The sequence below is a fragment of the Ferrovibrio sp. GW821-FHT12E11 genome, from assembly GCF_058806975.1.
Map to the genome: position 1 here is coordinate 1,290,555 of NZ_JBXAQG010000001.1, position 13,883 is coordinate 1,304,437.

Consider the following 13,883-nt stretch of genomic DNA (forward strand, 5'->3'; position numbering starts at 1 on the left):
AACCCATCATGCCGCTGATTCGCCGTCTTTCGCTGCCCGACGAGGCGGCCACCGCCGCTTTGGCGCTGGCGCTGGCGCCGCGGCTTAAGGCTGGCGATGCCCTGCTGCTGGATGGCCCGCTGGGCGCCGGCAAGACCAGCTTCGCCCGCGCCCTGATCCGGCATCTGAGCGGTCCCGGCACCGAAGTGCCCAGCCCCAGCTTCAATCTGGTGCTGACCTACGATACCGATGCTGGCACGCTGTGGCATTTCGATCTTTATCGCGTCAGCGATATCCGCGAGCTGGACGAACTCGGCCTCGACGATGCCCTGCGCGATGGGATCACGCTGATCGAATGGCCCGACCGCATGGGCAATCAGGCCCCGGCTTCCGCCCTGACCATCCGCCTGACCCCTACGGCCGGCGCCGATGGTCCGCGCCAGGCCGACCTGCTAGGCGATGCCGCCTGGGCCGCACGTCTGACTGATTTTACGGTGTCCGCGCATGACTGACCGCCTGTTGCTGTCCACGGCCTTCATTGCCAAAGCCGGCTGGGGCGACGCAGCGCGCAGCAGACTGGCCGGCGACGCTTCGTTTCGCAAATACGACCGCCTGCAGCGCGGCGCGACTTCGGCCGTCCTGATGGATGCGCCGCCGCCACAGGAAGACATCCGGCCGTTTGTACGCATCGCCCGGCATCTCGAAACCCTTGGCTACAGCGCGCCGCGCATCCTGGCGGAAGACGCGCAGCACGGTTTCCTGCTGCTGGAAGATCTGGGCGACGATCTCTTCGCCCGCCTGATCCGTGACGGGCAGGATGAAACCCCGCTGTATGAAGCGACCATCGATTTCCTGCTCGACCTGCATCGTCATCCGGCGCCCGCCGGCATCGCGCCTTACGACGAACAGCGCCTGATCGATGAAGTGGAACTGTTCCTCGACTGGTATCTGCCGGCGCTGACCGGGCGCGAGACGCCGCAATCCCAGCGCCAGGCCTTCCGCTTCCTGTGGAGCATCCTGGCGCCCGAAGTGGATACCGAACCGCGCGTGCTGGTGCTGCGCGACTTCCATGCCGAGAACCTGCTGTGGCTGCCGCAGCGCGAGGGCGCGACCCGTCTTGGTCTGCTGGATTTCCAGGATGCGGTCGCGGGGCACCCGGCCTATGACCTGGTCTCGCTGCTGGAAGACGCACGCCGCGATGTCGATCCCGATCTGGCTGAAGCGATGCTGCAGCGTTACATCGCCGGCAGTGGCGTGAACGATGCGCAATTCCGCCGCGCCTATGCCATCCTCGGCGCCCAGCGCAACACCCGCATCCTCGGCATCTTCACCCGCCTGTGGAAACGCGACGGCAAGCCTCAGTATCAGGCTTTCATGCCCCGCATGTGGGGCCTGGTGGAACGCGATCTGGCGCATCCGGCGCTGGCCGATCTGCGCGGCTGGTTCGATGCCATGGTGCCGCAGGCGCTGCGGCGCCAGCCGCTGCCGGGCCTGTGATGGACCGCGCGCCCGGAACGGCAATGGTGCTGGCCGCCGGGCTAGGCACGCGGTTGCGGCCGATCACCGACCATACGCCCAAGCCGCTGGTCCATGTCGCCGGCCGCACGCTATTGGATCGCTGCCTTGATCGTCTGGTCGAAGCCGGCGTGCAAAAAGCCATCGTCAACATCCACTGGCTCGGCGATAAAATCCGCGACCATCTGGCGACGCGCCACGACATCGCCATCACCATTTCCGACGAAAGCGACCGGCTGCTGGAAACCGGCGGTGGCATCGCCAAAGCGCTGCCCCTGCTGGGCGATGCGCCCTTCTATGCGGTGAATGCCGATCTGATCTGGCGCGATAACGGCGAGACCTCATTGAACCGTCTGGCCACGGCCTTCGATCCGGCGCGCATGGACGGCCTGCTGCTGCTGCAACCACGCGAACGCGCCACCGGTCATGGCGGGCCGGGCGATTTCGATCTGGCGGCCGATGACCGGCTGATCCGGCGCGGTGCGCAGCCAGCAGCGCCATATGTCTATACCGGCGTGCAGATCCTGCAGCCTGCGCTCTTTCACAACGCGCCGCCGGACGCCTTCTCGCTGAATACCCTCTACGACCGCGCCATTGCCGCCGGCCGCCTGCATGGCCTGGTGCATCGCGGCGACTGGATGGATGTCGGCACCCATGACGGCCTCGCGCAGGCCGAGGCATTGCTGGCATGACACGCGCGGCCGACCCCGCCGTCTTCACGATTGCGCCGGGCCGCGCCTTTCTCGATGCGCTGGCCGCCGGCATCCTGCAGCGCTATGGCCGCGATCCGCTGCAGCTTTCCGGCGTCACCGTCCTGCTGCCCACCCGGCGCGCCTGCCGGGCGCTGGGCGAAGCCTTCCTGCGCCAGAGCGACGGCGCGGCGCTGCTGCTGCCGGTGATCCGCCCGCTCGGCGATATCGACGAAGACGAACTCGACCTGCATGACAGTGACAGCGCCAGCGAAGCCCTGCCCTTCACCGCGCTGGACCGCAGCCTGCTGCTGGCGCGCCTGGTGCGCGCATCGGAGCTGGCCGGCGGCGATCCGGCCACGGCGCTGCGGCTGGCGCGTGAGCTGGGCCATCTGCTCGACTCTGCGGCCACCGAGGAAGTCGGCCTCGACCGCCTGCCCGATCTGGTCCCGGCGGAACTCAGCATCCACTGGCAGCAGACGCTGGATTTCCTGCAGGTGATCCGCACCGCCTGGCCGGCAATCAAGGCCGAGCAGGGCCGGCTGGATGCGGCGGAACACCGCCAGCGCCTCACCCAGCGCTGGGTCGAGCACTGGCAGCAGCATCCGCCGACCGGGCCGGTGATCGCCGCCGGCTCCACCGGCACCATTCCCGCCACCGCGCGGCTGCTGCAGCTGATCGCCCGGCTGCCGCAGGGCTGCGTGGTACTGCCCGGACTCGATCAACGGCTGGACGATGCCGCCTGGACCGCGGCCCACACCGAACCGACCCATCCGCAGCATGCCCTGGCGCGTCTGCTGGATGTACTGGGCGTGCTCCGTGGCACCGTGCAGGACTGGCCCGGCGCGGATCGCGACGCAACGGCCACCGCGCGCGCCGCGCTATTCTCGGCCGCTCTGCTGCCGCCGGGCGAAACCCATCGCTGGGGCGGCATGGGCGCGGCGCTGCCCGATAGCGCGCTGCAGGGCCTGCAGCGCATCGCTGCACCGGGACCGCGCGAAGAAGCGCTGGCGATTGCGCTGCTGATGCGCGAGACGCTGGAACAGCCGGGCCGCACCGCGGCGCTGATCACACCCGACCGCATGCTGGCGCGCCGCGTCGCCGCCGAACTGGCGCGCTATGGCATCGCCATCGACGATTCCGCCGGCACGCCGCTGGACCAGACGCCACCGGCCGTGTTCCTGCGCCTGTTGGCCCAGGCGGTGGCGGAGGATTGCGCGCCGGTGCCGCTGCTGGCGCTGCTGAAGCATCCCTTCTGTCGGCTCGGCCTGCAGCGCCTCGACCTGCTGCGTTGGACGCGGCGGCTGGAACGCGCCGTGCTGCGCCGGACCCGGCCGCAGACCGGCCTGCCCGGATTGTTTGCCGACCTGCAAAGCGAAAAGGATCGCGACCTGCTGCCGGTGCTCGGCCGCCTCTCGGCCATCCTGCAGCCTTTGCAGGCGCTGCAGCAGCAAACCGATGTCGCCCTGGACGAGCTGCTGCGTGCCCAGATCGCGGCGGCCGAGGCGCTGACCGCCGCCGAAGACGACGACGCGCCATCGCTGTGGCAGCATGACAGCGGCGAGACCCTGCATGGCCTGGTGGTCGATCTGCTGCAGGCCGCCGGACAGTTCGGCAGCCTCGACCCGGCCGCCTGGCCGCGCCTGCTGGATGCCCTTCTGGAAGGCCAGGTGGTGCGGCCGAAACGCGGCGCGCATTCGCGCCTGTTCATCTGGGGCCTGCTGGAAGCCCGGCTGCAGCATGCCGACCGCATCATCCTCGGCGGCCTCAACGAAGGCACCTGGCCGCCACAGGCCAGAGAGGATCCCTGGCTGAGCCGGCCGATGCGGGAAAAACTCGGCCTTAGTCCGCCGGAATTCCGCCTGGGACAGACCGCCCATGATTTCATGCAGGCCGCCTGCGGCCATGACGTGATCTTGACCCGCGCCGCAAAGGTCGACGGCACGCCCACGGTGCCGGCGCGCTGGCTGCTGCGGCTGGATGCGCTGCTGGAGGGCGATGCGCGCTGGTCCGCGACTGACGCGTCGCAATATCTGCACTGGGCCGAGCAGATCGATACGCCGGCTGCCCTGATCCGCAGCGCCCCGCCGCGTCCATCGCCGCCGGTGGCGGCGCGGCCGCGCGCGCTCTATGTCACCGCCATCGAGACCTGGATCCGCGACCCTTACGCGCTCTATGCCAAGCACATTCTGAAACTGCGCAGCCTCGACCCGCCGGACCAGCCGCCGGATGCCCGTCTGCGCGGCGAGGTGATCCACAGCGTGCTGGAGACATTCCTGAAGACATATCCGGACGCCTTGCCGGATGAAACAGCGGCGTTGGCGGAATTGCAGGCGCTGGGCCGGCAGCAGTTCGGCCCATGGCTGCTGCGGCCGGAGATCGCGGCTTTGTGGTGGCCGCGTTTCGAGCGCGCCATGCAGTGGTTCCTGACCTGGGAACGCGCACGCCGCGCCACCGGCTGCCACCCGGCTTTGCTGGAACAGGAAGGCGCGCTGGAAATCGCCGCCCCGGCCGGGCTCTTCACCTTGCAGGCCAAGGCCGACCGTATCGACCGCAACAGCAGCGATGGCAGTCTGGCCGTGCTGGACTACAAGACCGGCCGCCCACCCTCGGCCAAACAGGTGCATACAGGCCTGTCGCCGCAACTGGCGCTGGAAGCAGCGATTGCTGCGGCCGGCGGCTTTGCCGGCCTTGCCCCCGGCACCATCGCCGAACTGGTTTATATCCGCTTGAGCGGCGGCGGCGCGGAGCCGGGCGAGGCGCGTCGCATCGAAAGCACCAGCCGCACGAAAATTCCACCGGCAAATGAACTGGCGCAGGAAGCCCTCGCACGACTGGCCGCCTGGGTGGCGCGCTTCGATGATGCCGAGATGCCATATCTGTCGCGGCCACGCCCGCAATTCGTCGACTATGCCGGCGACTACGATCATCTTGCCCGCGTCGCCGAACGCGCCGAGGGCATGGGGGACGAGTCATGACCCCCGATAATGAAAAACTGGCCCATGAGATGGGACAGCGCACCGCCGCCGATCCCTCACTGTCGACCTGGGTGGCCGCCAATGCCGGCGCCGGCAAGACCACCGTGCTGGTCGACCGGGTCACACGCCTGCTGCTGAACGACACGCGGCCGAGCGGCATTCTCTGCCTCACCTTCACCAAGGCGGCCGCGGCGGAAATGCAGCTGCGCCTGACCAAACGGCTGGGCAAATGGACAACGCTGCCTGATGCGGCGCTCAAAGAGCAGCTCTTCAAGCTGCTCGGCCGCGCGGTCACCGACAGCGACACGGGCGCGGCACGGCGATTGTTTGCCCGCACACTGGAGGCACCCGGTGGCCTCAGACTCCAGACCGTGCATGCCTTCTGCGAAGCCCTGCTGAAGCGTTTTCCGGTCGAAGCCAATGTGCCGCCGGGTTTTGCCGTGGCCGATGAAGGCGTGACCGCCGACCTGTTTGCCGCCGCCCAGGCGCGGGTGCTGGGCGACGGCCTGCGCGATACCGGGTTCAAGCCGGTGATCGATTTCTTCGCTGCCAGTGTCGATGACACGCGTTTCGCCGCCCTGCTGAAAGCCCTGCTCGGCCGCCGACGCGGTCTCGCCCTGCTGCTCGACGCCCATGGTGGCGCGGCAGCGGCCATTGGCGCGCTCCATGCCATGCTCGACCTGCCGCCCGATGCGACCCGCGACAGCACGATTGCCGCTTATATCGACGCCATGGATGGGCCGGCACTGCGGCGTGCCGTCGGCGCCCTGTGCAACGGCGGCAAGACCGACCAGAAGATCGGCCTGCCGCTCGGCGACTGGCTGGCCGCCAGCATGCCGGCCGCAACCTTCGAAAGCGACTGGCTGGCCGGATTCTTCACTGCCGAAGGCAAGCCGCGCGCCAGCATGGCCAGCAAGGCCGCCATCGCTGTCGCCGCCGATTGCGGCGACATCCTGGGCGAGGAACAGACACGCCTGATCGAGCTGCAGCAAACCCTGAATGCTCTCACCATCGCCGAGGCCACCGCCATGCTGCTGCGGCTGGGCGAGCGCGTGCTGACGGCCTATACGGCGCTGAAGACCGCCCGCAGCCTGCTGGACTATGACGACCTGATCCTGAAAAGCCGCGACCTGCTGGTCGAGCCGAGCCAGGTGCCCTGGGTGATGTTCAAGCTCGACCAGGGCATCGACCATATCCTGGTCGACGAAGCGCAGGATACCAGTCCTGACCAATGGTCGGTGATCGCCGCCCTGGCCGAGGAATTCTTCAGCGGCAGCGGCGCGCGCGACGGCCTGCGGCGCACCGTCTTCGCCGTCGGCGATGTCAAGCAGTCGATCTACAGCTTCCAGGGCGCGCGACCACAGGCCTTCCTCGACATGCGGCAGGATTTCCGTCGCCGTGCCGAGGCCGTGGGCGAACAGCTGCATCCGGTGCCGCTGGAAATGTCGTTCCGCTCGGCGCCGGCGATCCTGCAGCTGGTGGATGCCGTCTTCGCGCCGGAGGCCGCCCAGCCCGGCGTGGTGCAGGATGGCGTGCTGCTGAATCACAAGGCCAGCCGGCGCGAGGCCGCCGGCCGCATCGAACTCTGGCCGCCGCTCAAACCCGATCCGAAAGCCGAGAGCGAACCCTGGGATGCGCCGCTGGATTACGTCGGCCAGAAGGATCCGCGCGTGCGCCTGGCCGAACAGATCGCCGCAACGATCCGCCACTGGATGGATCACGAAGACCTGCCCAACCAGGGCCGCCGTTTGCGCGCCGGCGATGTGATGATCCTGGTGCGGCGGCGCAACGTGTTCTTCGAGGCGATGGTGCAGGCGCTGAAAGCCGCCAATGTGCCGGTGGCCGGCGCCGACCGCATGAAGCTGGCCGAACAGATCGCCGTGCTCGACCTGCTGGCGCTCGGCCGTTTCTGTCTGCTGCCCGATGACGATCTGACGCTCGCCGCCGTGCTGAAAGGCCCGCTGTTCAATTTCAGCGAGGACGATCTGTTCGCGCTGTGCTGGAACCGTGCGCAGCCGCGCCTGTGGCATGCCCTGCAGGCCCGCGCCGCCGAACAGCCGCATTGGCTGGCGGCCCTGCAGGAACTGCAGGCGCTGCTGGGCAAGGCCGATCTGACGCCGCCATTCACGCTCTATGCCGAGCTGCTGGGTGCTGGCGGCGGCCGGTGGCGCCTGATCGCGCGGCTGGGCCCGCAGGCCAACGAACCGATCGATGAATTCCTCGCCGCCACGCTGGCCTATGAACGCGAGGAAGCCCCCAGCCTGCAGGGTTTTGTCAGCTGGTTCCCGCGCCATGCCGGCGAGGTGAAGCGCGACCTCGACCAGGGCCGCGACGAAGTGCGCGTGCTGACCGTGCATGGGGCAAAGGGCCTGGAAGCGCCGGTGGTGATCCTGCCCGACACCTGCGACCTGCCGCAGGCGCAGGGCGACGAAGGCCTGCTCTGGGGCGAAGCGCCGCAGCCGCCGATGCATGCGCCCGGCCCGGCACTCGCACGCGCCGTGCCGCAGCTCTACTGGCCGATGCGCAAGGACAACGATGTGGCCTTGACGACCGGCCTGCGCACCGCACGCCAGGGCGAGCAGCTGGCGGAATACCGCCGCCTGCTCTACGTGGCGCTGACCCGCGCCCGCGACCGGCTTTATATCTGCGGTTACCTGAACAGCCGCACGGCCGAAAAAGGCCCGGCGCCAGGCAGCTGGTACGATCTGGTCGCCAATGGCTTTGCGGCCCTGCAGCCGCAGGAGGGCATAGAACTGCCCTGGGGCGATACGGCCCTGCGGTTCGAGAGCTTCCCGTTAAGCCGCGGCACAGCCGAGGCCGAGGCGCCGATCGTGCCGGCCATGCCGCCGCCGGCCTGGCTGCATCAGCCCGCACCACCCGATCCGACGCCGCCGAAACCGCTCAGTCCCTCGCGGCCCAGCAAGGCCGATCCGCCGCCGCTCAGTCCCATGGCCGCCGACCGCCTGGCCGGTCTGGCGCGCGGCCGCCTGATCCATCGTCTGCTGCAGATCCTGCCCGAGCTGCCCGAGGCCGACCGTTCCGAAGCCGCCTTGCGCTTCCTCGCCCATCCTGTCCATGGCCTGGCGCCGGCCCAGCAGAACGAGATCGGCAACGAAGTGCTGGCGGTGCTGCGCGACCCGGATTTCGCCGGGGTCTTTGCCGCCGGCGCCCGGGCCGAGGCGCCGCTGGCCGGGCGGATCGGCAACCGGCTGGTGGCGGGCCAGGTCGACCGTCTTCTGGTGACAGACGCGGCCGTGCTGGTGGTGGATTACAAGACCAATCGCCCGCCGCCGCTGCGGGCCGAGGATGTCGACCCCGCCTATCTGGACCAGATGGCGCTGTACCGCGCCCTGCTGACCCGGATTTTCCCCGACCGTCCGGTCGAGGCCGCCCTGCTCTGGACCCATGCCCCGCGGCTCATGCCGCTGCCGGCTTTGCTGCTGGATCAGCGGCTTGCGGCTTTCACTGCAACGTGACTGGTCGTAGGGTAGGGCTGTGCCTAGGTTGACGCGATGATGCTGACCACTTTTCGCCGCTGTGGATTGTTTTTGCTGCCGGGCCTTGTCGCCCTGGCCGCAGCAATGCCGTCGCGCGCGCAGAATCAGGCCGCGCCGCAACTGGTGGTGCTAGAGCTGTTCACCAGCCAGGGCTGCAACTCCTGTCCGCCGGCCGATGCGCTGATGAAGGACTGGCGCCAGGAGCCCGGCGTGCTGCCGCTGTCGCTGCATGTCGATTACTGGGACTATCTCGGCTGGAAAGATACGCTCAGCCGCAAGGGTCATGGCGTGCGCCAGCAGGATTACGCCCGCAACAGCGGTAAGCGCGAAGTCTATACGCCGCAGGTGGTGGTGGACGGCCAGTTCGCCGTGGTCGGTTCCGACCGCGATGCTGTGGCCTATGCGATCTCCAAGGCGCGCAAGCAGCAGCATGTGACCATGAAGGCCGAGCACAAGGCCGGCCAGTGGCAGGTGCGCGTACCCGATATCGACAAGGCGCTGGCGGAAAAAGGCTGGGCCGGCGAGGCCAAGCTGCTGCTCTGCCGCTACGACTTCCAGCATGACGTCGCCATCGAACGCGGCGAGAATCACGGCCGCACGCTGAATTACCTGAATGTCGCGCGGGTCTGGGCCGAACTCGGCCGCTGGCAGGGCAAGGCGGCGTCTTATGAAGTGCCGGCGCTCACCGATATCGACTGGAGCCGGCAGGGCGCCGTGGTGCTGCTGCAGGCCGTCAACAGCCACGGTGTCGGCCCGATCATCGGCGCCGTCGACCTGAAAGCGCCGCAATAGCGGCACGCAACCCATCGGTCACAGCCGCAATCGTTGACACTGCAGCCGGCGCGGCGGAAGCTTTCGCCATGACCGCAAACAGCCGGATCGAACATCGCCTGCGACTGGCCGACCGCAACGACCTGCCGCGCCTCAACGAAATCTCCCGCGGCGCCTTCAGCGATGCCGCCACGCTCGACCTCGCCGCCCTGCAGCGCGATGAAAGCCTGTTCCTGGCCGAATGGCGCACCGCCGTCGATGGCTTCACTGTTCTGCTGCCGATGCATGCCAGCCTGCTGGTCAACCGCCTGGCGGTGGCCGAGGAAGCACGTGGCCAGGGCCTGGGGGGCTGGATGCTCGACTGCGCCGCCCAGCATGCCCGCAGCCTCGGCCTGACCGCGGTGGAGGTGCAGCGCCCGGTGCAGGACCGCGCCGGCATCGACTGGCTGCGCCACCGCGGCTTCACGCCCGATCCGCATGGGGGTAACAAGATCTACCTGCGGCGTGCGGTCTGAAGAATAAAAAAACACAAAGGGAAGACGCGATGAGTGAACAGAAACCGGCCCTGCTGCCCTCCAGCACCGTGCTGATGATCCGCGATGGCGAGGCCGGACTGGAAGTCTTCATGGTCAAGCGCAACCATGCGATCGACTTCGCCTCCGGCGCCATGGTGTTTCCCGGCGGCAAGCTGGCCGCCGGCGACAGCGATCCGGTGCTGATGGGCCGCCATGCCCGGCCCGGCGCCTTCGATCCGCAGCTCACCGCCTTCGCCTTCGGCGCGATCCGCGAAGCCTTTGAGGAATCCGGTCTGCTGCTGGCGCGCAAAAAGGGCGACGGCAGACTGCTGTCAGCCGAGGCCGTGGAAAAGCTCGGGCCCTGGCGCGAACCGCTGAACCGCGGCGACAAGACGCTGCGCGACATGGCCGAAGCCGAAGGGCTCGATTACGCACTGGACAGCCTGGTGCCGTTCGCCCACTGGATCACCCCCGAGGTGATGCCCAAGCGGTTCGACACCTGGTTCTTCCTGGCCCGCACGCCGGAAGACCAGATCGGTGTCCATGACGGCAGCGAGTCCGTCGAATCCGAATGGCTGGGCGCGCAGGCCGCGCTGGATGCCTGGGAAGCCAAGACACGCACCATCGTGTTTGCCACCCGCATGCAGCTGGTCAAGCTGGCGCGTTCAAATGATGTGGACAGCGCCCTGAAAGCCGCAGCCGGCGATGCCATCGTCGACGTGATGCCGGTGCTGGACAAGGTGAGCTTCAGCGAACCGCATCTGCGCATCCCGGCCGAAGCCGGCTATGGCGTCACCGAAATTCCGCTCAGCCGCGTCGGGATGTAAGCCCGGACAGAAGAAGGTTCAGCCCTTCTTCTCGTCCTTCTTTTCCGGCTCATCCTTCTCGATCAGGTCCTTCAGGCGGCGCGTGAAGTCGCGCGCCGTGAAGTCGGGGACCAGATAGGCCCAGCCGTCGAGGCGGCGGGTGGCCTCGTTGGCCTGCTTCTCGGCCTCATCGGGCTTCAGCAGATCCTTGTTCGCGGCATCAGGTTTCGCCAATGCGGCGTTGTAGGCGACGGCGATGGTCATCCAGAACTTCTTGTCCTGCTCGGCCGGGATCACACGGATCGTCGCCTTGATGCCATCCAGCGTGACGATCTCGGTCACCGTGGCCTTGGCGAAATCATGCTCGGCCGCCTTGTCCACATCCTCGAAATTCGGATAGGCCAGCGCGCCCGGCACCGCGTTGATGTCATAGGCCGACGCCGCCTTCATGCCCCTGGGCACGCCCTGCAGCACGAAATCGACGCCCGAGCCATCGGTCTTTTCCGGGCCACGCAGCACCTTCAGTACTTCGCCGTCGGGATGCGTCACGGTGGCAGAGGCGACACGGCTGCGATCCAGCTTGATCATATCCTTCGCCAGCCACTGGGCCGGTTCGGCGGGCAGCTCCAGATAGCCCTGGGCCAGCCAGGCGCGGGCGTCTTCGGGTTTGCGCACATGCATCTGGCCCGGCTTGCCGCCGCTGCCGAAGCTGCGCGCCTTGCCCACGATCACCGCGGCAATCGATTTGGCATCGGCATCCACCAGCCGCACCAGGATCGGACCGGGATCGGATTTCGCCGCCTCGTCCACCGGCTGATATTTGTCGGGCTCGGAAACCTGCAGGCGGCTGTAATGCTCGGGCTTGTCGGTGCGCGGCTCCACCGTTTCCAGCCCGGCGATGCCCAGTACATTCTTGCGCACCAGATCGGCGCGCACCGGATAACCGCTGCGGCTCGGCATGGTCCACTGGTCAGCCGTCGCGCCGCGTTCGATGCGGAACAGCGCCTTCGTCGTCGCGATCTCCAGCGAGGCCACATCGTTGACCTTGGCGGTCAGGCCGGGGAACAGCGGTCGTGGCGTGAAATCGGCCTGCGAGGCCTGGTCGCGTGACGTGGTCACCCACCAGCCGGCCGCGCCGATCACAACGGCCGCAGCGACCAGAATTGCCCAGGTTTTATTGCGCATCTGCATGGCGTGACTCCCGACTCTCAGCCTTCAAGCGCGCGACGGATCCGGCGACGGCGCCAGACGATGGCAAGGCCGACCGCGACCAGCGCGGCCAGCAGCGGCATCAGACCGATATTGATGAACTTCACCAGCAGCTGCACGCTTTCGATATCGCGGTTCAGCTCGCGCTGCACGCCGCGCAGCTCGCGCCGGGTTTCCAGCAGCTGGTCGCGGAAGGTGGTGATCGCGGCTTCCTGTTCGGCGCTGAGCAGGGCGTTGGACTGCTCCTGCGCCTTGGACTGCAGGTCGGCCAGCTGCTTCTGCGTGGTTTCCAGCTTCTGCTCCAGCACACGCTGGCGGGCCAAGAACTGCTGGTCGGCCTGGCGGCGCATGCCGTCGATCAGCTCGAACGGCCGCTGCGACTTGCCGCGGCTGCGCAGGCCGATCAGGTCGCCCGAGCCCGACATATTCTCGATCGCATTGACCAGGAAATCGGCATTGGCGGCGATCGGCACATACATGCTCTGGCCCATCATCTGCTGCGTGCGCACCCAGAAGCGATCATCCAGCAGATCGGCATCGGCCACCAACAGCACATTGATCGGTTTGACGCTCTCGGTCAGTGCCGCGGCAGGGGCAGCCGCCGCCGCGCCGTCCTTCTTCTCAGCCGCCGGCGCGCCATTGGGGAAAGCCGTCTTGGCGTTGCCGCTGATGCGGGCCGCCAGCACATAGGTCTCGCCGCCGGCCTTGAACTTCTCGGCCAGGATCTGCGGATTGGGATCGCCCTGCAGATCGGCGATATCCATCAGCATGGTCTGGTTCGACGAGGTGATCAGCGGCGTCACCGTGGTGGTGGCGCCATCCAGCTTGCGGATCGCGCCCATCGAGGCGGCATTGATCTGCGTCAGATCAGCCGTCACCACATCGGCATGGCTGAGATTCTCCGGCGGGATCGCCAGCCACGGCACGTAATCGACCACGGCCGCCGCACCCGGACGACCGGTCTGCACGCGCTGGGCGAGGCTCAGATCGGCAACGAACTTGCCGGCCTGCACTTCGATGCCCCAGGCCTTGAACAGCTCGGGCAGCAGCGAGGACTGGTCGCCGCCCGGCGTCGGCTGGCCGGTCATCGGATTCGGCTGCGCCGCCATGGTTTCGGAGTAAGGATCGGCGAAGACGATCAGGCGGCCGCCCTTCAGCACATACTGGTCGACGGCATACTGCGCCTGCGGACTCAGGTCCTTCGGATGCGCCAGCACCAGCGCGCCCAGCTTGTCGTCGATCTCCTCCGGCTTGGAGGGATCGAGCATCTTCACCTGGAAGAACTGCTTGATCTGCTCGAGGATCAGATAGGGCTGCGCCTGGCCGCGCATGGCCGCCATGATGCCGCCCGGGCCGTATTCCAGCGGCATGGCGCCGAGAATGCCGATGGTCGGCTTGGTCGGGTTGCTCAGCGCGAAGACCAGCTTGGTCAGATCATATTCGAGGAACTGCTCCTTCTCTGCCTGGAAGAAGGGCACCACCTGCTGTTGGTCCAGCGCATTGCTGCCGACTAGGCCGAAATACAGCGAGCCGCCGGGCAGCTGCGCGCCCTGCAGGCCGGCCTGCACCGCGCGGTCCTCGGCTTCCGAGAAGGGCTCGGGATCGATCACTTCCAGACGGATCTTGCCGCCCGACAGCGAGGCATAGCGTTCCAGCAGTTCGCGCACGCGGGTGCCGTACTGCTTCAGCTGCGGCGCATTGCCGGCCAGCTTGTCGGAGAAGAAATAGCGCAGGGTGATCGGCTCGGGGATCGCCTTCAGCACATTGCGGGTGCCGTCGGACAGCGTGTAGAGCCGGGCTTCGGTCAGGTCGATGCGGGTGTTGCGCAGACCCTGGTTGACCACGACATTCAGGCCAAGGAAGACGGCAAAAGCGGCGATCAGGCCGGTGCCGGTGAGAAGGGCTTTGCTGCCGGACTTCATGA

General features: G+C 67.6%; 10 protein-coding genes. 8 read left to right on the top strand and 2 right to left on the bottom strand.

Annotation, left to right across the window (positions count from 1 at the left end; translation table 11 throughout):
- The first annotated feature begins 8 nt into the window (after window positions 1-8).
- From tsaE to AC1ROT_RS06410, 8 genes are all read left to right on the top strand, one after another.
- Window positions 9-491 (top strand): tRNA (adenosine(37)-N6)-threonylcarbamoyltransferase complex ATPase subunit type 1 TsaE, encoded by a 483-nt coding sequence (tsaE, locus tag AC1ROT_RS06375; RefSeq protein WP_492997841.1) that lies wholly within the window; start codon window positions 9-11, stop codon window positions 489-491.
- Entirely contained in the window at window positions 484-1,476 is a 993-nt protein-coding gene (locus tag AC1ROT_RS06380) for an aminoglycoside phosphotransferase family protein (protein WP_492997844.1), read from the top strand. Before tsaE ends, AC1ROT_RS06380 begins: the two co-directional genes overlap by 8 nt.
- Window positions 1,476-2,186, top strand: coding sequence for a nucleotidyltransferase family protein (locus tag AC1ROT_RS06385; RefSeq protein ID WP_492997846.1), 711 nt, complete (start codon window positions 1,476-1,478; stop codon window positions 2,184-2,186). The genes AC1ROT_RS06380 and AC1ROT_RS06385 overlap by 1 nt, the downstream gene beginning before the upstream one ends.
- A complete protein-coding gene (addB, locus tag AC1ROT_RS06390) occupies window positions 2,183-5,161 on the top strand; it encodes a double-strand break repair protein AddB (RefSeq protein ID WP_492997848.1) in 2,979 nt (992 codons plus the stop codon). The genes AC1ROT_RS06385 and addB overlap by 4 nt, the downstream gene beginning before the upstream one ends.
- On the top strand, window positions 5,158-8,637 hold the full coding sequence (addA, locus tag AC1ROT_RS06395; RefSeq protein WP_492997850.1) for a double-strand break repair helicase AddA: 3,480 nt from the start codon (window positions 5,158-5,160) through the stop codon (window positions 8,635-8,637). Before addB ends, addA begins: the two co-directional genes overlap by 4 nt.
- 36 nt (window positions 8,638-8,673) lie before the next feature.
- The gene (locus AC1ROT_RS06400; protein WP_492969495.1) at window positions 8,674-9,450 is read left to right on the top strand and encodes a DUF1223 domain-containing protein; all 777 of its coding nucleotides are present in this window, start codon (window positions 8,674-8,676) and stop codon (window positions 9,448-9,450) included.
- Window positions 9,451-9,518: 68 nt separating this feature from the next.
- Complete coding sequence (locus AC1ROT_RS06405; RefSeq protein WP_492969494.1) at window positions 9,519-9,944, top strand: GNAT family N-acetyltransferase; 426 nt, start codon at window positions 9,519-9,521, stop codon at window positions 9,942-9,944.
- 29 nt (window positions 9,945-9,973) lie between these two features.
- Window positions 9,974-10,771, top strand: coding sequence for an NUDIX hydrolase (locus AC1ROT_RS06410; protein ID WP_492997851.1), 798 nt, complete (start codon window positions 9,974-9,976; stop codon window positions 10,769-10,771).
- 18 nt (window positions 10,772-10,789) lie between these two features.
- On the opposite strand, the gene AC1ROT_RS06415 is transcribed toward AC1ROT_RS06410, so the two are convergent.
- Window positions 10,790-11,941 carry a DUF4340 domain-containing protein gene (locus AC1ROT_RS06415; protein ID WP_492997853.1) on the bottom strand — a complete coding sequence of 384 codons (1,152 nt, stop codon included), beginning with the start codon at window positions 11,939-11,941 and terminating at the stop codon, window positions 10,790-10,792.
- 17 nt (window positions 11,942-11,958) lie between these two features.
- On the bottom strand, window positions 11,959-13,881 hold the full coding sequence (locus AC1ROT_RS06420; RefSeq protein WP_492997855.1) for a GldG family protein: 1,923 nt from the start codon (window positions 13,879-13,881) through the stop codon (window positions 11,959-11,961).
- Window positions 13,882-13,883: the final 2 nt, after the last annotated feature.